Source organism: Rhizobium sp. TH2 (assembly GCF_024707525.1).
Lineage (GTDB): Bacteria > Pseudomonadota > Alphaproteobacteria > Rhizobiales > Rhizobiaceae > Rhizobium_E.
Genome location: NZ_CP062231.1, coordinates 2,676,901 through 2,696,075 on the forward strand (window position 1 = coordinate 2,676,901; position 19,175 = coordinate 2,696,075).

At 60.1% G+C, this 19,175-nt stretch carries 21 protein-coding genes and 1 pseudogene; 9 read left to right on the top strand and 13 right to left on the bottom strand.

Annotation, left to right across the window (positions count from 1 at the left end; all coding sequences use genetic code 11):
- Positions 1-57: 57 nt before the first annotated feature.
- Positions 58-585 carry a DUF1003 domain-containing protein gene (locus IHQ71_RS13395; protein ID WP_374989991.1) on the top strand — a complete coding sequence of 176 codons (528 nt, stop codon included), beginning with the start codon at positions 58-60 and terminating at the stop codon, positions 583-585.
- A gap of 15 nt (positions 586-600) precedes the next feature.
- Here the strand turns inward: IHQ71_RS13395 and IHQ71_RS13400 are convergent, their stop codons facing one another.
- A complete protein-coding gene (locus IHQ71_RS13400) occupies positions 601-1,020 on the bottom strand; it encodes a GFA family protein (RefSeq protein ID WP_258162430.1) in 420 nt (139 codons plus the stop codon).
- A gap of 225 nt (positions 1,021-1,245) precedes the next feature.
- Between IHQ71_RS13400 and IHQ71_RS13405 the strand changes: the two genes are divergently transcribed.
- On the top strand, positions 1,246-2,085 hold the full coding sequence (locus IHQ71_RS13405) for a metalloprotease (protein WP_258162431.1): 840 nt from the start codon (positions 1,246-1,248) through the stop codon (positions 2,083-2,085).
- 51 nt (positions 2,086-2,136) lie between these two features.
- Here IHQ71_RS13405 and IHQ71_RS13410 read toward each other — a convergent pair whose 3' ends face one another.
- The 3 genes from IHQ71_RS13410 to IHQ71_RS13420 form a co-directional block, all read right to left on the bottom strand.
- Complete coding sequence (locus tag IHQ71_RS13410) at positions 2,137-3,510, bottom strand: class II 3-deoxy-7-phosphoheptulonate synthase (RefSeq protein WP_258162432.1); 1,374 nt, start codon at positions 3,508-3,510, stop codon at positions 2,137-2,139.
- Positions 3,511-3,717: 207 nt separating this feature from the next.
- Complete coding sequence (locus IHQ71_RS13415) at positions 3,718-3,888, bottom strand: hypothetical protein (protein WP_258162433.1); 171 nt, start codon at positions 3,886-3,888, stop codon at positions 3,718-3,720.
- Between the two features lie 118 nt (positions 3,889-4,006).
- Entirely contained in the window at positions 4,007-4,243 is a 237-nt protein-coding gene (locus IHQ71_RS13420; protein ID WP_258162434.1) for a hypothetical protein, read from the bottom strand.
- A gap of 157 nt (positions 4,244-4,400) precedes the next feature.
- Between IHQ71_RS13420 and IHQ71_RS13425 the strand changes: the two genes are divergently transcribed.
- Positions 4,401-5,282, top strand: coding sequence for a LysR family transcriptional regulator (locus IHQ71_RS13425; protein WP_258162435.1), 882 nt, complete (start codon positions 4,401-4,403; stop codon positions 5,280-5,282).
- A 118-nt stretch (positions 5,283-5,400) separates the two neighbouring features.
- Here the strand turns inward: IHQ71_RS13425 and IHQ71_RS13430 are convergent, their stop codons facing one another.
- The 4 genes from IHQ71_RS13430 to rpiA form a co-directional block, all read right to left on the bottom strand.
- Positions 5,401-5,760, bottom strand: a complete 360-nt coding sequence (locus IHQ71_RS13430; protein ID WP_258162436.1) for a VOC family protein — start codon at positions 5,758-5,760, stop codon at positions 5,401-5,403.
- Positions 5,761-5,769: 9 nt separating this feature from the next.
- The gene (gene gor / locus IHQ71_RS13435; RefSeq protein WP_258162437.1) at positions 5,770-7,158 is read right to left on the bottom strand and encodes a glutathione-disulfide reductase; all 1,389 of its coding nucleotides are present in this window, start codon (positions 7,156-7,158) and stop codon (positions 5,770-5,772) included.
- A 101-nt stretch (positions 7,159-7,259) separates the two neighbouring features.
- On the bottom strand, positions 7,260-7,790 hold the full coding sequence (locus IHQ71_RS13440; RefSeq protein WP_258162438.1) for a DUF2059 domain-containing protein: 531 nt from the start codon (positions 7,788-7,790) through the stop codon (positions 7,260-7,262).
- A gap of 23 nt (positions 7,791-7,813) precedes the next feature.
- Positions 7,814-8,506 carry a ribose-5-phosphate isomerase RpiA gene (rpiA, locus tag IHQ71_RS13445; RefSeq protein ID WP_258162439.1) on the bottom strand — a complete coding sequence of 231 codons (693 nt, stop codon included), beginning with the start codon at positions 8,504-8,506 and terminating at the stop codon, positions 7,814-7,816.
- 162 nt (positions 8,507-8,668) lie between these two features.
- Here rpiA and IHQ71_RS13450 point away from each other — a divergent pair, with 162 nt between their 5' ends.
- The gene (locus tag IHQ71_RS13450; protein ID WP_258162440.1) at positions 8,669-9,367 is read left to right on the top strand and encodes an HAD family hydrolase; all 699 of its coding nucleotides are present in this window, start codon (positions 8,669-8,671) and stop codon (positions 9,365-9,367) included.
- 5 nt (positions 9,368-9,372) lie between these two features.
- Here IHQ71_RS13450 and IHQ71_RS13455 read toward each other — a convergent pair whose 3' ends face one another.
- The 3 genes from IHQ71_RS13455 to IHQ71_RS13465 form a co-directional block, all read right to left on the bottom strand.
- Entirely contained in the window at positions 9,373-9,840 is a 468-nt protein-coding gene (locus tag IHQ71_RS13455) for an SRPBCC domain-containing protein (RefSeq protein ID WP_258162441.1), read from the bottom strand.
- A complete protein-coding gene (locus IHQ71_RS13460) occupies positions 9,837-10,169 on the bottom strand; it encodes a helix-turn-helix transcriptional regulator (RefSeq protein WP_258162442.1) in 333 nt (110 codons plus the stop codon). Before IHQ71_RS13460 ends, IHQ71_RS13455 begins: the two co-directional genes overlap by 4 nt.
- A gap of 149 nt (positions 10,170-10,318) precedes the next feature.
- On the bottom strand, positions 10,319-12,256 hold the full coding sequence (locus IHQ71_RS13465; protein WP_258162443.1) for a murein L,D-transpeptidase: 1,938 nt from the start codon (positions 12,254-12,256) through the stop codon (positions 10,319-10,321).
- A 448-nt stretch (positions 12,257-12,704) separates the two neighbouring features.
- On the opposite strand from IHQ71_RS13465, the gene fumC reads away from it, so the two are divergent.
- On the top strand, positions 12,705-14,093 hold the full coding sequence (gene fumC, locus IHQ71_RS13470; protein WP_258162444.1) for a class II fumarate hydratase: 1,389 nt from the start codon (positions 12,705-12,707) through the stop codon (positions 14,091-14,093).
- Positions 14,094-14,194: 101 nt separating this feature from the next.
- Here fumC and IHQ71_RS32045 read toward each other — a convergent pair.
- Positions 14,195-14,341: pseudogene (locus IHQ71_RS32045) on the bottom strand (hypothetical protein); the annotation flags it as partial.
- 395 nt (positions 14,342-14,736) lie between these two features.
- On the opposite strand from IHQ71_RS32045, the gene IHQ71_RS13480 reads away from it, so the two are divergent.
- The 4 genes from IHQ71_RS13480 to IHQ71_RS13495 all read left to right on the top strand — a co-directional run bounded on the left by IHQ71_RS13480 (position 14,737) and on the right by IHQ71_RS13495 (position 17,634).
- Positions 14,737-15,801, top strand: a complete 1,065-nt coding sequence (locus IHQ71_RS13480) for a GGDEF domain-containing protein (protein ID WP_258162446.1) — start codon at positions 14,737-14,739, stop codon at positions 15,799-15,801.
- 127 nt (positions 15,802-15,928) lie between these two features.
- Positions 15,929-16,255 carry a metalloregulator ArsR/SmtB family transcription factor gene (locus IHQ71_RS13485; RefSeq protein WP_308737949.1) on the top strand — a complete coding sequence of 109 codons (327 nt, stop codon included), beginning with the start codon at positions 15,929-15,931 and terminating at the stop codon, positions 16,253-16,255.
- Entirely contained in the window at positions 16,242-16,745 is a 504-nt protein-coding gene (locus tag IHQ71_RS13490) for an SRPBCC domain-containing protein (RefSeq protein WP_258162448.1), read from the top strand. The genes IHQ71_RS13485 and IHQ71_RS13490 overlap by 14 nt, the downstream gene beginning before the upstream one ends.
- Positions 16,746-16,980: 235 nt before the next feature.
- Complete coding sequence (locus IHQ71_RS13495) at positions 16,981-17,634, top strand: L,D-transpeptidase (protein WP_258162449.1); 654 nt, start codon at positions 16,981-16,983, stop codon at positions 17,632-17,634.
- An 87-nt stretch (positions 17,635-17,721) separates the two neighbouring features.
- Here the strand turns inward: IHQ71_RS13495 and IHQ71_RS13500 are convergent, their stop codons facing one another.
- Positions 17,722-19,149 carry a C69 family dipeptidase gene (locus IHQ71_RS13500; protein WP_258162450.1) on the bottom strand — a complete coding sequence of 476 codons (1,428 nt, stop codon included), beginning with the start codon at positions 19,147-19,149 and terminating at the stop codon, positions 17,722-17,724.
- Positions 19,150-19,175: the final 26 nt, after the last annotated feature.

The following is a 19,175-nucleotide window of genomic DNA, read 5'->3' on the forward strand; positions in this document are numbered from 1 at the left end:
TTGCATGCGGCACGATTTTGTTGGATCGATGATCGCAACACCATTCCCAGGAGATGCATGATGCACGCCGATTTCGTGAAACAGATCTTTGGCAAATCCGGCGACGAGCTCGGCGAGGCCGAGCAACGCATCCTCCGGCATGCCAAGGAAAAGACGATCGTCTCGACCAACGTCGAGGACGATTTCCAGGCAAAAGCTTCCTTTGGCCAGCGGCTTGCCGACAGCATTGCACGCGTCGGCGGCTCGTGGGCCTTCATCATTGCCTTCTTGTTGTTTCTGGTCTTCTGGGCGTTGACCAATACCCTGATCCTGACGCGGGAAGCCTTCGACCCCTACCCCTTCATCTTCCTCAATCTTATTCTTTCAATGCTGGCCGCGATCCAGGCACCGATCATCATGATGAGCCAGAACCGGCAATCCGAACGCGACCGCTTCTTCGCCGCCAAGGACTACGAGGTGAACCTGAAATCCGAAATCGAGGTCATGGCGCTGCACCACAAGATCGACATCGCCGTGCTGCAGGAGTTGCAGACTTTGCGCGCGGATGTGGTGAGGCTGACGGAGGAGGTGAAGGGCAAGGCCTGATCTTGTCCAGCACGTTCAATCCGAATTGGTCACCAGCTTCGGCGATGACTTCGCGTATTGCGGCAGGTCGTCGTTGATCGCATAGAAATCGCCCTTGTCGGCGCAGAAGATGTGGTAGCCGGGCGTGAGCGCCGTTGGCTTGTCGAGCGATCCGGCCTGGATGGAAATATCGTCCTGGCCGAGATATTTCCAGAACAGCGCCGAACCGCAATGCTTGCAGAAACCCCGCCTGCCCTCGTCGCTCGATTGGTACCAGGTGATGTTTTCGGCGCCCGTGATCGTGAGATCGCTCTCGGCTGCGTTGGTGGATGCGTAATAGAGCCCCGTCTGGCGGCGGCACTGGCCGCAATGGCAGAAGACAACCTCGCGCAACGGCCCATCGACGCGGAATTTCACTTCGCCGCACAGGCACGAACCAGTCTGGATTTTCGACATGCTTTCCCCTCCGGATTTGTGAGATCGATTTGCTTGTCTCCGTCGCCGACGTCAAATGAATTGCGAACAATATCCGTTCAATATTTTTGACATGATCCGTTGGGGCGAGCCATCCGCGATCGGATCATTGAGAATTTCTGATTGGTCCGTCGGAGCCGTATCGACAAAGCCGCAACCATCGGTATAGTCCGGCTCCCTGCCCGCCCATTCAAATTCCAGGTTCACATGCCCCGCGATACATTCTTCTTTATCGGCTGTGTGATTGCCGCCGTCGCGGTGTTCATGCTCTTCAGATACCAGCGCAACCGGCCGCCCGCAGGTTCATCCTTGCCGACTCGCCGCAGGCAGTCGGGGCCTGCGGCATGGTTCGATTTCGGCAGCTACGGCCGCGAAGTCGGGATGTCGCTCTTCGCATTCGCGTTCTTGCTGCTGCAATTCTCCTGGCAATCGGCGATCATCCTTGCCGCCGTGATCCTGCTGCACGAATACGGCCACCTGCTCGCCTACCAGCTGACAGGCCGCAAGGGGAACCGGATGATGCTTGTGCCGTTCTTCGGCGGCATCGCGGTGGCGGGCGCGCCGCACAAGAATGAGTTCGAGCGGGCATTCTGCGCCCTTGCCGGACCCGGAATTTGCGCCCCGCTCACCGCGCTGGCCTTTGCAGCCTGGTATTGGACGGATGATGCTGCGCTATCCTCCTGGGCCTGGCGGGCGTTTTATTTCAGCTCGATCCTCAACCTTTTCAACCTTTTGCCGATCTATCCGCTGGATGGAGCGCATGCGGCGGAATCGCTGCTGCGCAGCTTCGCACCAAACCGGGTGCGGACAGGGATGATCGCGCTTGCGGCGGCGGGTCTCTTTGCAGTCGCGGCCATGGGCTATTACCAGGCCTTCATCATCTTCGCGATCTTCGCATTTCTCTCGATGTCTGGTATGCGCGATGGCGTGCGCCTGCCGAGGCTCGGAGGACACGACGCCGTGCTGGTGCTTGTAGGCTATGGCGTATTGGTGGCGGTCCACGCGATGGGCGCCTATCTCTATTTCAATCCACCCGTATTCTTCTAACGAAAAAGGGCGCCACATGGGCGCCCTTTCCAACTATGTCGCTAAAGCTCTTTACGCGTTGACGGCCAGCTTCTGCTCGTCGCGGCCCGCCTTGAGCTTTTCGGCCAGCAGGAAGGCCAGTTCCAGCGCCTGGTCGGCGTTGAGGCGGGGGTCGCAATGGGTGTGGTAGCGGTCCTGCAGGTCCTCGGCCGAAAGCGCACGCGCGCCGCCTGTGCATTCGGTCACGTCGTTGCCGGTCATCTCGATATGGATGCCGCCGGGATGAGAACCTTCGGAATGATGGATCGCGAAGAAGTTCTCGACTTCCGTCAGGATCCGGTCGAACGGCCGGGTCTTGTAGTTGTTGAGCGTGATCGTGTTGCCATGCATCGGATCGCAGGACCAGACGACCTTGCGGCCTTCGCGCTCGACGGCGCGGATCAGGCGTGGCAAGTGCTCGGCAACCTTGTCGTGGCCGAAACGGCAGATCAGCGTCAGCCGACCGGCCTCGTTGGCGGGGTTCAGGATGTCGATCAGTTCCAGCAGGCCATCGGCGGTGAGCGACGGGCCGCATTTCAAGCCGAGCGGGTTCTTGATGCCGCGGCAATATTCGACATGGGCGTGGTCCGGTTGGCGGGTGCGATCACCGATCCAGATCATATGGCCGGAGGTCGCATACCAGTCACCCGAGGTCGAATCAACACGGGTGAACGCCTGCTCGTAGCCGAGCAGCAGCGCTTCGTGGCTGGTGAAGAAATCGGTCTCGCGCAGCGACGGATTGTTCTCCGACGTGATGCCGATCGCGCCCATGAAATCCATGGTCTCGGAAATCCGGTCGGCGAGCTTCTTGTACTGCTCGCCCTGCGGGCTGTCCTTGACGAAGCCGAGCATCCAGCGGTGTACGTTATCCAGATTGGCGTAACCGCCCGCTGCGAAGGCGCGCAGCAGGTTCAGCGTCGCGGCCGACTGGCGGTAGGCCATGATCTGCCGCTCCGGATCCGGGATGCGCGCTTCCGGCGTGAATTCGATGCCGTTGATGATATCGCCGCGATAGCTCGGAAGCTCGACGTCACCCTTCCGCTCCATATTCGAAGAGCGAGGCTTGGCGAACTGGCCGGCAATACGGCCGACTTTCACCACCGGCTGCTGGGCGCCGAATGTCAGCACCACGGCCATTTGCAGGAAGGCGCGGAAGAAGTCGCGGATCGTATCGGCGCCGTGCTCGGCGAAGCTCTCAGCGCAATCGCCGCCCTGGAGCAGAAAACCCTGACCTTCGGAAACCTTGGCGAGAGAGGCCTTCAGACGCCGCGCCTCGCCTGCAAAAACCAGCGGCGGATACTTGGCAAGCGTGGCTTCCGTGGCTTCGAGTGCAGCCATGTCCGGATAGTCCGGAACCTGCTGAATGGGCTTTTGCCTCCAGCTTGTCGGGTTCCAATTCTGTGCCATCTTACTCACCTGTTTCGTCAATGGTCGTGTTCTCAGCGCCCGGCTGTCTCGCGGGGTTGGCGGCTATATATACATTCATCGGTAAAATGCAAAGCACTTGAGGCCGCGAGCGGCGTCAATATGTGCCATTCGCACGAAATCCGGCGTGTCCCAGGGAACGCCGGATTTCGTTGTTTCGAGGCACGCTCTTAGGCGAGAGGCTTGCTTCTATTTGGCAAGCTCCGCAGCGGCAAATGCCAGTGCCGCAAAGGCGATCAGCGGAAACAGCATCAGGGTCAGGAACCCGCCGCCGCCGCGTTGTGTATTGAGATTCCTGTCGTCTATACCTACCCAGCCGTCTGGGCCGGGGGTCGTCTCTGTGTTTGTCTGCGTGATCATGGTCTCTCCTCCCGGGATCAAAACGCACGCACCGATACCAACGCTCAAGCACGCACCTCCTATGCCAGCTTGAAATCAATGCAGATCGGTATTCACGATTTCTAATATAACAGGAAATTTACGAAATACAAATACCGTGATCGGGCGCAGCCTTGACGGACCCGTAGGCCCTGCCCCGTATCGGGAAAGCGAATCTGAGATTGGCTATTCGGCGGGCAACCGACGCCGCAAGCACAGGCGCCCAGATCAGGCCTTCCCATTCAGGACCGTCCAGCGGGTCGGCAAACGCGCCGCGCTTGGTCTTCTTGCCCACTGCATTCGAATACTGCCAGATCGTGCTCCATTGCGTGTCCATGACATCAACTCCGTTTCTGAGATGATGCTGAGGTAATGTTAAGCCATGCCGCGTTGTAGACGCATGAATGAAAGGCGTGTTTCATCCGTGCAGGACCCGCGACCATCGACTCTTCTCACGACAATACAGATATTCTTGTCGAGAATGGAGAAACCGGATGACCGATTCAGCCTGGGATGACTTGAAGCTTTTCCTGCATGTGGCCGGCGAAGGCGGCCTCAGCGGCGCGTCGCTGCGCACGGGGCTCAGCGCGCCGACGATCGGCCGGCGCATGTTCGCGCTCGAACGCGTGTTGGGCCGGGCGCTCTTCGTCGGCAGCCAGCAGGGTTATCGGCTGGCGCATGACGGCGAGATTTTGCTGGAGCATGTGAAGAATATGCAGAAGGCGGCCGAAAACATCGCCGACTGGCACCGGGGTGCATTCACCCAGCCGATCGTCTCGATCGCCAGCGATCCCTGGATCGCGGGTTTCGTGGCCGATCACGTCGGCGAAGTCCGCACGCGCGACGATGCCTATCGCATCTGCTGCAAGGCAGCGCGCCCGGGGCTCGACCTGACCTTCCGTGAGGCCGATGTGGCGCTGGTCCGGGAGCGTCCCCAGACCGGCAACCTCGCCGTCCAGCGCTCGGTCGCCGTGCGTTACGCCGCCTATCGCGCCGCCAGTCTCCATGAGGGCAACGACATCCGCTGGATTTCCATGAGCACCGACATCTCGTTCACGCCGGCGGAGAAGTGGGTGTTCCAGAACCGGGAATCGCAGATCTACACCTGGACCTCTGGACACGATCTCTATCACCGCCTGGTGCGTCAGGGCGCAGGCCGTGGCGTGATGCCCGTCTTCGTCGGCGATGCGGATCCCGAACTCGTGCGCGAAGATGAGATCATCGGAGAGCTCGACCACGACCTCTGGATCGTTGCCAATGCCGACGACCGCCACCGGGTCGAGGTCCGCACCGTGATCGACCGGCTCGCCGATATCCTCAGGCGAGACGAGAGACGTTTCGCGGGCGCGGCTCGGACCGATCGACATTCAGCTTAGGCCGAGGCGAAAATGGTGGTTTTCGGGAACCGGAGCGGAGCGTACTTAAGGTACGTGAGCACCGGAAGCGCAGAAAATCGCCATTTGCAGACCGGCATCAGCTGAATGTCGATCGGTCCTAAGCGGTCCCGAACAGAACCTTGCGTCCATCGGGATCGATGACCGTCACCACGACATCGTCGATCGCATAAGGCTGAAGGCCGAGCACGTCGAGATGCGCGAGGAAAGCCTGCAGGTCCGCGATCTTGAAATAGAGATGCGTCAGGTTGGAACCCGCCAGCGCCGGATGGCTGTAATCGGCAAAGGCATCGGCGTCGTGGATGGCGATCTGCATGCCATCGGCGTCGATCCGCCAATAGACATAGGCACCGCCCTCGCCGACCGTTTCCAGTGTGAGACCCGCAACATCGCGGTAAAAGCCCGCCGTCTTTTCGGGCTGCTCGGAGGTCAGGAAGACGCCGCGGAATGTCGCCTTCATATTCTCACCTCAGACCCGCTCGCCGTTGCGGATGCGATAGCTCGGCGCATACATCGTCACCAGTTCCTCCGACGCCGTCGGATGCACCGCCATGGTCCGGTCGAAGTCATCCTTGGTGCAGCCGGCTTTCAGCGTGATGCCGAGAAGCTGGGCCATCTCGCCGGCATCATGGCCGAGGATATGCGCGCCGACGACCTTGCGGTCGGTGGAATTGACCAAGAGCTTCATGATCATCTTCTCCGTCCGGCCCGAAAGCGTCGCCTTCATCGGGCGGAATTCGGCGCGATAAACCTCGATCTCCGGGAATTTCTTCGCCGCCGCTTCCTCGCTCATCCCTACCGTGCCGATTTCCGGCTGAGAGAACACGGCTGTCGGGATCAGCTCGTGGTCGGGCGAGGTCGGATTGTTCCTGTACTCCGTCTCGATGAAGCACATCGCCTCATGGATTGCCACTGGCGTGAGTTGCACGCGGTCGGTGACGTCGCCCAGTGCAAAAATGTTGGGCACATTGGTGCGCGAATAAAGATCGACCTTGATCGCGCCCTTCTCGTCAAGTTCGACGCCCGCCCTGTCGAGGCCGAGATTGGCCGTATTGGGGCGGCGGCCGATCGCGAACATGATCTGGTCCGCGAGGAGGGTCTCGCCCTTCAGCGTCGTCCCGGCAAGCCGGCCATCGCCGCGTTTCTCGATTTTCTCGAAGACATCCTCGAGAATGATGCGGATGCCTTTCTCCTCCATAGCCCTGTGAAGCCCTCGGCGCAGATCACCATCGAACCGCGAGAGGATCTCCATGCCGCGATAGATCAGTGTCGTATCGACACCGAGGCCGTGAAAGATGTTGGCGAACTCGACGGCAATGTAGCCACCGCCGGCAATGGCGATCGCCTTTGGCAATTCCTTGAGATGGAACGCTTCGTTCGAGGAAATGCCATATTGATGGCCCTCCAGCGTCTCCGGCATACCAGGCGCACCACCGGTGGCGATGATGATCCGTTCGGCGGTCACAATCTGGCCGGTCTTGATGATCTTCACCGTATGGGCATCGACCAGTTCGGCGCGACTGTCGAAGATCGTGGCTTTGTTATTCTCGAGGCCCTTGCGATAGAGACCTTCCAGGCGCCCGACCTCGCGGTCCTTGGCTTCGATCAGCTTTTCCCAGCTGAACGTGCTTTCGCCGACCGACCAGCCGAAACCCGCGGCATCCTCGAAATGCTCGGAATACTGCGAGGCATAGACGAAGAGCTTCTTCGGCACGCAACCGCGGATCACGCAGGTGCCGCCGAAGCGGTATTCCTCGGCCACGCCGACTCGTCTGCCAAGCGAGGCAGCAACGCGCCCTGCCCTCACGCCTCCGGAACCGCCGCCGATGACGAAGAGATCAAAATCGAATGATGACATGGAAACACCTGCTGAATCTGTTCATCTGTAGATATGGAACGGCGGCCCAAAAGAAAAGCCCGCCGGGCGGCGGGCTTCATGTTCTCTTTGCAAGGCGGTCCTTACTGTTGCGGAGCCGTCTTGTCCGCCTCGGCGAGCTTGGCTTCGATCGCTTCGCTGGCGGACTTGGTCAGGTCGCGCGAGACGCCGGTCGCCCAGATGTCGGCGGCCTTGTTCATTTCACGCAGCGCAATCGGCCCGTTGGCGATCAGCTTCTTGCCGGCCGGCGAGGTGTAGAAGGCGGTGATCGCGTTCAACTCCTCAAGGGTGAAGCTCGTCGCATAAACCTTTGCCGCTTCGTTTTCGAGATCGGTGCGGCGCTTGGCGAATTCGATCGCCTTGGCATCGACCACCTCGTTAATGACAGGCTCGAAATTCGGCGTCGCCTGGATCAGCTGCTGCTTGAGCTGTTCGGCAATGGTGGGAAGGATGACGTCGAACTTGGTTGTGGCGCCGACTGCTGCGATCGTCGCACGTGCCGCCTTGAGCTGCTCGGGGGTCACGTTGTCGGCCGCGCGCACTGCCGTCGCGCCAAAAGCTGCAACAATGATCGCCGCTGCCGTGAGCTTGCCGAGCTGAGATAGTTTCATCATGGATATCCGTCTCCTAAATCGTCTTACGCTTCCAGCGTCCGCAAGCCTGCCGGTCCGGCAATGATCGCAAGGGAAGCCAGGTTAATGAAGAGCCCGTGTTCAACCACGCCGGGGATGGTATTGAGGCCGTTTGCCAATGCCTCTGCATCAGGAATAAGGCCAAAAGAAGCATCAAGTATGAAATGCCCGCCATCGGTCCTGAACGGCGAGCCATTGGTCGCGCGTTGGGAGATATCGCCTGCCAGGCCCGACCGTTCCGCCAGTTTTTCGACCGCGATACGCGTCGCCGTCATGCCGAAGGGATTGACCTCGATCGGCAGCGGGAACTTGCCCAGCCTTTCGACCACCTTGCTCTCATCGGCGATCACGATCATGCGATTTGAGGCCGCCGCGACGATCTTCTCGCGCAGCAGCGCGCCGCCGGCGCCCTTGATCAGCCGAAGCTGCGGATCGACCTCGTCGGCACCGTCGATCGTCAGGTCCAGTTCCGGCAATTCATCCAGCGAGTTCAGCGGCACGCCGAGTTCGAGGCAGAGCCGCGCGGTACGTTCCGAGGTCGGCACGCCGCGAACGGACATGCCTTCGGCGACCTTCTCCGCCAGCAGCCGGACGAATTCCTCGGCCGTCGAACCGGTGCCTATGCCCAGGCGCATGCCGTTCTCGACATTTTTCAGCGCCTCGGCCGCCGCCTCGATTTTCATTTGCCGGGCGTCCATGCGCCAGCTTCCCCCGCTGTTTCGAATGGTTGACGTATCTACACGCGCTTCGGAGCAAACAAAAGTGCTATTTGCAGGAAATGGCGGAATTTCGAAGATGTGGCGATTGCCAAGCCAGACCACGTCATTTACGCGGAATGCAATCAGAATCTGGAGATCGCCTTGTCCGCCCCCACAGTCGTTTTCGACCTCGACGGCACCCTCGTCGATACCGCCCCCGATCTCGTCTCGAGCCTCAATCATACGATATCAGCAAAAGACCTGGCGCCGGTGACCTACGAGGATCTCACCCATCTCGTCGGACATGGTGCGCGTGCCATGATCGAGCGGTCGTTCCGTCTCAGGGGCCATCCGCTCGACGAGGCAGAGATGCCCGCGATGATCGACCGTTTCGTCGAGCATTATCTCTCGGAAATGCCCGGCAAGAGCCGTCCTTATCCGGGGCTGCTCGATGCTCTCGACAGGCTCAAGACGGCGGGCATGATCCTCGCCGTCTGCACCAACAAGATGGAGAGCCTCGCCCGGCCGCTGATCGAAGGCCTCGGCATGTCGGCTTATTTCGCCGCGATCACCGGCGGCGACACATTTGCCGTCCGCAAGCCGGATGCTCAGCACCTCGTCGGAACCGTCCGCCTTGCCGGCGGCGATATCCGGAGCACGGTCATGGTCGGCGACAGCCTCAACGACCTGAAAGTCGCGGTCAATGCCGGCGTGCCGTCGATCGGCGTACCCTTCGGCTACTCCGATGTTCCGATCCAGACGCTCGATCCGACGCTGATGATCGAGCATTTCGACGAATTGACGCCGGAACTGGTGGGGTCACTTCTGGCCGATCGGCAACACGCGTCCCGAAGCGCCTGAGATCGTCAGGCGCGCATGGCGCCGGCATTTGCGATGGTATCTTCGTCGAGATAGCTCCCCAGGTTATCGAGCAGCACACCCCATCCATGGCTGCGGCCCTTGGCGCCGTCGCTGGGTGGCAAGACGCACATCTGCTCGGTGTAGCGCAGCCGTGTTCCGCCGTTCTCGTCCATGAAGGCGATCGTGGTGAGCGAGACAGTGTGCACCCGCCCGTTCATCGCCATGGAATAACCGAGCACGATGAGCGCCTCGTCACGGATCTCGAAATAGCGGGTCTCGTTAGTGTGCTCGCCCATCTCGTTGCGGAAGCTCTTGCGCTCGCTGCCCCCGATCCGGAAATCCATGTCGTCGGTGCCGCCACCAAACCATTTCGCCTTCTTTTCGGGAATGCTCCAGGCGGACCAGACATGCGCCACGCAGTTCGGGTAGACGCGCTCGATCGTGTAGCTGTCGTGGCTGTAAATATCGGTCATTTCTCATTCTCCTCGTTCAGGAAGGTTCCAAGATCGTCCAGGCGGCGCTCCCAAAGCCGGCGATGCCGCTTCACCCATATTTCGACCCAGGCGAGCGCATCGGGCGCCAATCGCACCGTCCGAACCCTGCCGCGCTTTTCGCTCGCGATCACACCGGCATCCTCCAAGACCTTGAGATGCTTAAGGAAAGACGGCCCCGCCATGTGGAATGGCTGGGCGAGTTCCGATACCGAAGCCGGACCCGCGACAAGCTGCTCGACCACCGCCAATCGTGTTGGATCGGCAAGCGCGCCAAAGATCGCGGGAAGTTGAGTTTGAAAGGTAGCCATAAAGCTACCTAATGCAATCGAGCTGGGAAGTCAACAAAAGAAAGCCAAACGGCTATCTTTTTCTGTCGCGACAGCGGCGCGAGATTTGAAAAGCAAAAGGCCCCACAAGATGAACTTGAAGGGCCCTCGCGAATATCGTGCAGAGAAGCTCAGCTTTCGGCGGCGCGCGCCTTGGAGGTCGCCTTGAATGCCTTGTCCATGGCCGCATCGCGGCTGTAGACGTCATCGAAATATTCCACCACGCCATCCTTGTTGGGGAAAGCGGTGAAATAGGCGACATAGACCGGGAACCTCTCCGGCACCTTGACCTGATGGTTCTGACCGGTGGCGATCTCGGCGTCGATTTCCTCGACGGAAATACCCATCACTGCCGCAGCCATCTTCTTCGGATCGGAGAGACGTACACAGCCATGGCTGAGCGCGCGCATATCACGCTCGAAGAACTTCTTCTGCGGCGTGTCGTGCATGTAGATGGCATGCGAATTCGGGAACATGATCTTCAGCTGGCCAAGCGCATTGCCACGGCCCGGCGGCTGGCGGACGTCGACCGAGTCGGTCGAATTCCAGTCGATGTCGGACGAGGAGACCTGCTGGCCATTGATCGATGTCTCATAGCCCTGCCGGTCGAGATAGGACGGGTCGGCACGCAGTTCCGGCAGCATCTCGTTGACGATGATCGACCGCGGCACGCCCCAATAGGGATTGTACTCGACGAGTTCGATCTCATCCTGGAAGAAGAAGGTCTGGTTGCGCGGCGAGCCGACAACCACACGCATGTTGAATTCTTCCTTGTTATTGTTGTGATAATAGGCGGTGAAGGCCGGCTGGTTGATGAAGACATAGCGCGAGCCGAGATCCCCAGGCAGCCAGCGCAGCTGTTCCATCGCGACCTTGATCTTCTCGATCTTGGAGCCACCGGTATCGCCGCCCATCAGCTTGCGGATCGTGCCCGCGCCAACGACGCCGTCCCCCTTCAAGCCGCTCTCGACCTGGAACGCCTTGACGACATCGACCAGTTCCGGCGTGTATTCCGGCGTGTTCTGATAGGACGCCAGCACCAGCGAATGATCGACCTTCAGCGCATCGGAGCCGCGCATGCGGATCGCGGCGATCACGTTTGCGAGTTCTTCATTGGTCTGGCCCGGCTTGAGCAGCGTGCCCGGCGCGATCTCGACGCGGGCTTCCTCGGTGCCGTCGGCTGCCTTGAGCTTGATCAGTTCAGCCTGCAGCGCCGCGAATTCTGGGCTCATCGGCGTGCGGCTTTGGAGATAGGCCGCGATATCTCCACTGGCGCGGATGACGTTGAGTGCGCCATCGAGATTGACCGTCTTGCGCTTGAAATCGTAATATTCCGCGATCCGGTTGGGATCGATGCGGCCGCGAACCGTGTCCTGCGTATAGGTGAGGACAGCGGCGGACATTTCGATCTCGAATTGCATCAGCAGGCGCTGGCGTGTCGCCTCATCGACAGCCGAAACCGTATCGGTCGGGTCCATGACCTTGTACTCGGCGGGATCGAGGCCAACGCCGTCAACGCCTTCGAGAACCTTCAATGCCGAGCGCGCCTTGTCGGTCAAGCCATTGGCATCGACCCACAGCAATCCATCATTGGACGAATAGAATTTTTCGATCGCGGCAGCCACGTCGGCCGGTGCCTTGACGCGCACGTCGGTCATGTAGGCGCGCGGGTTCTGGGCGAAATCGACCTGCTGGATAATATTCGGGGTCTGGATAGATCCGGTCTGATTGGGATCGGCAACGGGATCAGCCGCGGCGGTTTCCAACGTTGGCGCGAATTTCGCCACCGCGATCAGCCGCAGCGGATCAGCCTTGTAGGTGAAGTATTTGGGCGCAGAGACCTTGGGCAATGCCTTGGCAGGCCTGGCGCGATCGGGGAAGGCGCCCATATCGTCGTCATCGTCGAGCGATGCGCCGAAGATGCTGTGCGTGGGCCTCTTACGCTCGTTGCTTGACTTCTTTCCCTGCAGGAAATCGAGCAGCGTTGCGGAATGGGCCGCCGGTGCGCCGAATGTGATTGCGCAGGAAATCGTCAGAGCGGCGATGGCCGCATTCTTCAATATTTTCATCTGTAAATCGATCCCGGCGCTTCGCCGCCCTCACCCATGTTCAAGTGCGCTCATCCTTATCTGATTGCACACCGGTTGAAAAGAAAACGGATGACTCGGCCAGTTCATTCAAGGGGTCACATCTTTGTGACGGGAATCTGGCGAGACCTCCAGCATGACAACCACAACACTATGATATCCTTAAATGTTTATTAAAATATTTATCGCGCCTGAATGTGTCTGCGGCCCGGGCGGCATGGCGTGCCGGAGCAAAACCCGCTCCATGTGACGAAAATGGCACGTCGCGGGATGCGCCGCGGCCGGATAAATACGATCGCCATCCCCTAAATGGAGGATTGCCCGGATTCGATTTCGCGGCAAGACGGCGAACAGCCGTTTTCGCTATTTCCAAATTCGTGCGCTCGGCCTAAATAGCTGCCATCAAGGCATTGAGGAATGGAGACCGGCAGTGAGCAAGCGCACCGAAACCGATACGTTCGGCCCGATCGAGGTGGAGAACGACAAATATTGGGGGGCGCAGGCCGAACGTTCGCTCGGCAATTTCAAGATCGGCTGGGAGAAGCAGCCAGCCTCGATCGTCCGCGCATTGGGAATCGTCAAGCAGGCAGCGGCCCGGACCAATATGGCGCTCGGCCAGCTCGATGCGAGCCTCGGCGGAACCATCGTCGCCGCAGCGCAGGAAGTGATCGACGGCAAGCTTAACGCTCATTTCCCGCTCGTCGTGTGGCAGACCGGCTCGGGCACGCAGTCCAACATGAATGCTAACGAAGTGATCTCCAACCGGGCGATCGAGATGCTTGGCGGCACGATGGGCTCGAAGAAGCCGGTTCATCCCAACGATCATGTCAATATGAGCCAGTCGTCGAACGACACTTATCCGACCGCCATGCATATCGCCTGCGCGGAACAGATCTCACACCACTTGATTCCCGCGCTTAATCACCTCCACAAAGCACTCGACGCCAAGGCCAAGGCCTTCGCGCACATCATCAAGATCGGCCGCACCCACACGCAGGATGCCACGCCGCTCACGCTCGGCCAGGAATTCGGCGGTTACGCCGCCCAGGTCCATTCGGCGATTAAGCGCCTCGGAGACACGATGCCGGGCCTGCTGGAACTTGCCCAGGGCGGCACGGCCGTGGGCACCGGCCTCAACGCGCCGATCGGCTTTGCCGAGAAGGTCGCTGCGGAAATTTCGCATATCACCGGCATGCCTTTCGTCACGGCGCCCAATAAATTCGAGGCGCTGGCAGCGCATGACGCGATGGTCTTTGCACATGGCGCCATCAACACCGCCGCCGCCGCTCTCTTCAAGATCGCCAACGACATCCGGTTTCTCGGCTCCGGTCCGCGCGCGGGATTTGGCGAACTTTCCCTGCCGGAAAACGAGCCGGGTTCGTCGATCATGCCCGGCAAGGTCAACCCCACCCAGTGCGAGGCGCTGACCCAGGTCTGTGTCCATATCTTCGGCAACAATGCCGCCATCACCTTCGCCGGCAGCCAGGGCCATTTCGAGCTCAACGTCTATAATCCCGTCATGGCGTATAATTTCCTGCAGTCGGTCCAGCTTCTCGGCGACGCCGCCCGCTCCTTCACCGACAACTGTGTCACCGGCATCGAGCCGCGCGAGGACAATATCAAGGCCGGCCTCGATCGCTCGCTGATGCTGGTCACCGCGCTCGCCCCGACCATCGGCTACGACAACGCCGCCAAGATCGCCAAGACCGCGCACAAGAACGGCACGACGCTGAAGGAAGAAGCGCTGGCGAGCGGACTGGTGACTTCGGAACAATATGACGCAGTGGTCCGGCCGGAGGATATGATCGGGCCGAAATAGGCCCGCCGGTCTAAGCACTCAACCCCTGCATCATGGTCGCAGGACTCGGTCTGGCAATCATTGGTCTTGGTATACTTGTCGCACTGCTTCAGGGCCGCCAGTTCGGCATCCTGTTCGCTTGGCCAGTCATTGCTGTAGCCATAGGCGCCCTGGCTATCGACGGCAACGCAGCCCCAGGCAAGCGCCTGTCCAGGCGTCGCGGCACCGACCGCGCCGATGGCAAAACACGCCAAGATCACTTTCCGCATTTTTCTCTCCTCAATTCAGCGATCGCCGGCAATCGATCAGGACTTGCCGTTATCTGCGCGCAGCTCTGGACTTCGCGATCACATAACGTGGCGTTGCGAGAACGTTCACCCCAAAATAGTCGGGTTTCCTCCCCGTTCGGAATTGCTGCAATTCGCCACGTGAACTCCCACATTGCTTGGCGCTGCGCGAACGAGTTTTTCCAGTCTGATGGTCGTCGAAGCCAAGAGAATGCCTTGCTTGAGGAAACACACTCAATAGCCGGGCGAATTATAGTTTTCCCGCAAGATCAGTGTTTATCTAATATTTTCGGGACCTTCCATACGCCAGGTTAACCGATTCCCAACACTTGAGGCCTAGAACAAATCCAGTAATCACGGGTTTCAGGAGTTGGCAGATGAGCGTGGCGCAGCCGAGGGTGCAGGTGCCGGATATCGCCGCGCAGGTATCGTTCGCAATGCGCCAGATGGGTGTCGCACCGATTCCGCGGAACTACGAGCTCTTCTACGAGGCCTATATCGGCTCCAACCCCAAGCTCACCAAGGAACTGGCGGCGCTGGGCGCACGCGCGACCCAGGAGGAACTCGACGCCGTCGGGGCGCAGTATTTCGGCGTCCATCAGGCGGACGGCGTCCATGGCGCGCACGGCAAGATCGCGAACGAGCTTGAAGGACTGCTCACGCTGCTCAAGGAGGAGCAGACCTCGCTCGAAAGCTATAACCGCATTCTCGAAGAGACCCATTCCCGCATCACGTCGAAGAGCGCGGCAAGCACCGATCTCCTGCGCAACGCGATCAGCGTTCTTTCCGAAGCCACCGGCACGACGATGGCGCAGGGCCGCGTCACCGTCGAGGGCGTCGAAGCCAAGTCCCGCGAGATGGAAGACATCAAGAAGGAGCTCGACGAGTACAAGCGCATCGCCAATACCGACTCGCTGACCCGGCTCTTTAACCGCCGCGCCTTCGATGACCGTCTCGCTTCCATCTATGACAGCCAGCGCGGGCGCACCACCACGGCGCTGGTCATCTGCGACATCGACCATTTCAAGAAGATCAACGACACCTATGGCCACCCGGTCGGAGACAAGATCCTCGCCACCGTCGCCAATGTCATCAAGGCCAATGTCCGCAAGGATGTCTTCGTCGCGCGCACCGGCGGCGAGGAGTTCGCCATCGTACTCGACTTAACCACGCCCGAGGAAGCGCATCTCATTGCCGAGCGCGTGCGCCGGGCGCTCGAACATACGCCCTTCAAGAACTCCAAGACCGGCGTCGATTACGGCCCGGTCACCATCTCGATGGGCCTGTGCATGGCCGGCCAGACGGAAGACCCGCAGGACCTCTATCACAAGACCGACATCGCGCTCTATTGCGCCAAGACCAACGGCCGCAACCGCACGCTGATCTTCGAGGACGGCATGAAAAAGGAGCCATCCAAGACCTGGCTCCTCTACCGGAAATAACCTTCCGCATTCATTGATATGAAAGCCGGCCATCGCGCCGGCTTTTTTGTTGCGTTGACTCCTGGCGTTTCATCCATTATAGAACCATTTAGTTCCAGAACTATTAGGTTCCGAAATGATTGATCAGTTGAGTGCCACTTTCGCCGCCCTCGCCGACCCCACGCGCCGGGCGCTTCTCGATCGCCTCTCCCGGGGCGACGCGTCGATCGGGGAACTGGCCGAACCGTTTGACCTGACCACCCGGGCAATCTCCAAGCATGTCGCCGTGCTGGAAAGTGCCGGCCTCGTCACCAGGAGCCGCGACGCCCAGAAGCGCCCGAGCCACATCCGCATCGAGCCGCTGGTCGATATCGACCTGTGGCTCCAGTCCTATCGCCGCCTGTGGACCGGTCGCTTCGCGCGGCTCTCGACAGAGCTTGAAAAGCAGCAGGAGCAAGACAATGAACCATCGTGAAACGGTAACCGCCATCCGCGACATCGTCATCGAACAATATTTCGATGCCCCGCCTTCCCTCGTCTTCAAGAACTGGATCGATCCTGATCTCGTCAGCCGCTGGTTCGCGGCCGATACGTTCAAGGTCACGGCCGCCACGCTCGATGTCCGGCCGGGCGGCGCCTGGCGGGTCGATTTCCGCCGCGATTCCGGCTGGACCTATTTCGAGTTTGGTACCTTCCAGGAGATCGTGCCGCCCTCCCGCCTTGTCTTCACACTCACCCACCAGCATGGCGAGAACAAAGGCCCGGAAACACTCATCACCGTCTCATTCGCGCAAGAAGGAAAGAGTACGCTCATGACCTTCAGGCAATCGGGTTTCGACGACGCCGCCCGCCGCGACGCCAATGCCGAGGGCTGGGGCGAATGCATCCGCAAGCTGAGCGAATCCCTAGCAGAACAGGAGATCGAGCGGGAAGCCGGCAAGGAAGCCTTCGATCCGCAGCCCTGAACACGGTCCGGTGTTAACCAGCTCCGATCTCGAAACATAGTAATATCAATAACATGGGAGGCCTCTCACGGCCTCCCTATGTCGTAGAAAGCAAATAGGTTCCTTAAATATTTACCATGTTACCGAAGAAACAGCGCGCCCCCCTTGCGAGTTCTAAAACCACGTCATGGACAACGGGATGAGGCGCGGCCAGGGCAAACACGGCCCCTCTCCCACAGCGAACGGAGAGACTGACATGAAAAAGATGATCGCACTCGCAGCCGCAGCTTTCGCCACGATGACGCTCGCAGCCCCGGCCAATGCCGGCTTCCTCTTCAAGAACAACCCGGAAAAGCAGATCGAAGTCGCCGCCCTTTCCGACCAGATCGGCTGGATGTCGGTTCTCTCCGACGACAAGCCGGTTGCCAAGAAGAAGAAGAAGACGGTCAACACCTCTCCGATCGCCCGCAAGCTCGTCAAGTTCGACAAGTCGGTTCCGGTCGGCACCATCATCATCGACAATTCCGAGCGGCGCCTCTACCACGTCATTTCCAAGGGCGTCGCCATGAAGTACGGCATCGCCATCGGCAAGGAAGGTTTTGGCTGGACCGGCGAGGAAGTCGTGACTGCCAAGACCGAATGGCCGACCTGGACCCCGCCGGAAGAGATGCGCGTCCGCGAAGCCAAGAAGGGCCATATCCTGCCGGCCAAGATGGAAGGCGGCATCGAAAACCCGCTCGGCGCCCGCGCCATGTATCTCGGCTCCTCGCAATACCGCATCCACGGCACCAACCAACCGAATTCGATCGGCAAGGCTGCCTCGTCGGGCTGCTTCCGGATGGCCAACGAAGATGTCGAGCACCTCTATGCTCACGTCAAGATCGGCACCCGGGTGATCATCCAGGAGTGATTGGATAGGTCTTCAGATATCAAAAAGCCGGCCTTGCGCCGGCTTTTCAGTTTTGTGCGCCAGATCGGGGACGGCTCCAGACGACATTCACCAGACCTGCGGACAGGACCTCGGCTCCGGCGACGTGTCGAAACCGCCGAATGCACGGGTTCTCGCATCCAGTCCTTCTGCCAGTTGTTCGACCAGTCTCAGCCCCGCGCGCAATTCGCAATTTGCAAAATACGTGATCAACGCGACAGCGAGACCGTGACGACCGGCATCGATCAACGCGCCCGATGCCTCCTGCATATCGGCGGCAAGGCCTGTCAGCCTGCGCTCGTGGGCGACAAAAATCCGCTCAAGTTCAGGTATGCTGGCCTCGGCATCGCGCAGCGCCAGATAAAATAGCCGTTTGCAGATCGCGGCGGCGGAACGCGATGCCTCGATTCCCTGCGGCACGATGGAAACCGTGTCGAGACGTCCTCCCAGTGCATGCCGCATATCCATGAAACGCGCGTGCTCTCCCGCCGTCAGGTAGCGATGCTGACGGTATTCTTCCGCAATCTCGGTCATCCCGAGAAAAACCGGCATGAAGGGTGCTGCGACGGCTCCGACAGGGGCGTGCCAGATCACGCGCAGGGCTGGATGGCTTGGCTCGACAAGCGGCACGACCTGGCCATATCCCGCCGTATCGCCCGTCAGTGTGGGGGTGCGGACCGCCCAGAACATGTCTTCAAGCGTTATTTTCTCGGGCCTTTGCGCGCGGCGGCCCATTTCGGCCTCGATCCAGCGCGCGCCTTCCCACGCGCCACGACCATCGCCGTAGATCGCGTTGACATTGAAGCGTTCGCCCTTGGTGTGCCAGCCTTGGTCGGTGGCGAAGTCGATGAAGTGGCGAGGGAAGAGGAAGTTGTCGTCGGGCGCGGGCGGAATTTCACCTATATGACCCGGCCGCGACGCCCGTATCGTGTCATCCCCCAATCTTTCCGCCACCCAAAGCTTGGCGCCGCCGGCAAACTCGATGACGACCCAGGCCTCGTTCGCATCCGCGACGATATGAGAATTGCCGCCATAGGTGGAGTAGCCGTATGCGGCTATCAACTCGCCTATCAGTTCGACCCCCTCCCTCGCGGTGCGGGCACGCTCCAGCACCAGCTTGGCAAGATCGCTGTAGTTGGGCCCACGTTGATCGCTAGGCGTCATGGCGATCAGTTCGGCCCGCGAGGTAGACCAGATGTCACGCACCGCCACGCCATGTTCGTTCAGCCCACCATTGCTGAGGGGCGCGGGAACGCCTTTGTAATGGGAATAGCAGACACGAACATGCCGCGCAGTCAACGCCGCCTGCGGAATCTCGCTCAGGACGCCCGGCAGTTCCGCCTGTGGCGTAACGCCGACCGTGATCGTCGCTCCCGCCGGATGCTGCCGATCCTCGATAATTTCAAGCCAGTGGCTCGAAGGCTCGTCACCATAGCCCGCCAGATAGGCGTGGCCGGTCGCCGTCAGGTTCCGTCCGACATAAAGGCCGTAGCTCATGCAAATATCCCGTTACATTCTCATCC

Excerpts from the sequence above, each read along its gene's own strand:
- IHQ71_RS13455 (WP_258162441.1), bottom strand. The coding sequence starts at position 9,840 with ATGACCGATATTTACAGCCACGACAGCTACACGATCGAGCGCGTCTAC.
- IHQ71_RS13465 (WP_258162443.1), bottom strand. The coding sequence starts at position 12,256 with ATGAAAATATTGAAGAATGCGGCCATCGCCGCTCTGACGATTTCCTGC.
- IHQ71_RS13425 (WP_258162435.1), top strand. The coding sequence starts at position 4,401 with ATGACCGATTCAGCCTGGGATGACTTGAAGCTTTTCCTGCATGTGGCC.
- IHQ71_RS13415 (WP_258162433.1), bottom strand. The coding sequence starts at position 3,888 with ATGATCACGCAGACAAACACAGAGACGACCCCCGGCCCAGACGGCTGG.
- IHQ71_RS13480 (WP_258162446.1), top strand. The coding sequence starts at position 14,737 with ATGAGCGTGGCGCAGCCGAGGGTGCAGGTGCCGGATATCGCCGCGCAG.
- gor (WP_258162437.1), bottom strand. The coding sequence starts at position 7,158 with ATGTCATCATTCGATTTTGATCTCTTCGTCATCGGCGGCGGTTCCGGA.
- IHQ71_RS13440 (WP_258162438.1), bottom strand. The coding sequence starts at position 7,790 with ATGATGAAACTATCTCAGCTCGGCAAGCTCACGGCAGCGGCGATCATT.
- IHQ71_RS13430 (WP_258162436.1), bottom strand. The coding sequence starts at position 5,760 with ATGAAGGCGACATTCCGCGGCGTCTTCCTGACCTCCGAGCAGCCCGAA.
- IHQ71_RS13405 (WP_258162431.1), top strand. The coding sequence starts at position 1,246 with ATGCCCCGCGATACATTCTTCTTTATCGGCTGTGTGATTGCCGCCGTC.
- IHQ71_RS13395 (WP_374989991.1), top strand. The coding sequence starts at position 58 with ATGATGCACGCCGATTTCGTGAAACAGATCTTTGGCAAATCCGGCGAC.
- IHQ71_RS13490 (WP_258162448.1), top strand. The coding sequence starts at position 16,242 with ATGAACCATCGTGAAACGGTAACCGCCATCCGCGACATCGTCATCGAA.
- IHQ71_RS13420 (WP_258162434.1), bottom strand. The coding sequence starts at position 4,243 with ATGGACACGCAATGGAGCACGATCTGGCAGTATTCGAATGCAGTGGGC.
- IHQ71_RS13400 (WP_258162430.1), bottom strand. The coding sequence starts at position 1,020 with ATGTCGAAAATCCAGACTGGTTCGTGCCTGTGCGGCGAAGTGAAATTC.
- IHQ71_RS13460 (WP_258162442.1), bottom strand. The coding sequence starts at position 10,169 with ATGGCTACCTTTCAAACTCAACTTCCCGCGATCTTTGGCGCGCTTGCC.
- IHQ71_RS13500 (WP_258162450.1), bottom strand. The coding sequence starts at position 19,149 with ATGAGCTACGGCCTTTATGTCGGACGGAACCTGACGGCGACCGGCCAC.
- IHQ71_RS13410 (WP_258162432.1), bottom strand. The coding sequence starts at position 3,510 with ATGGCACAGAATTGGAACCCGACAAGCTGGAGGCAAAAGCCCATTCAG.
- rpiA (WP_258162439.1), bottom strand. The coding sequence starts at position 8,506 with ATGGACGCCCGGCAAATGAAAATCGAGGCGGCGGCCGAGGCGCTGAAA.
- IHQ71_RS13495 (WP_258162449.1), top strand. The coding sequence starts at position 16,981 with ATGAAAAAGATGATCGCACTCGCAGCCGCAGCTTTCGCCACGATGACG.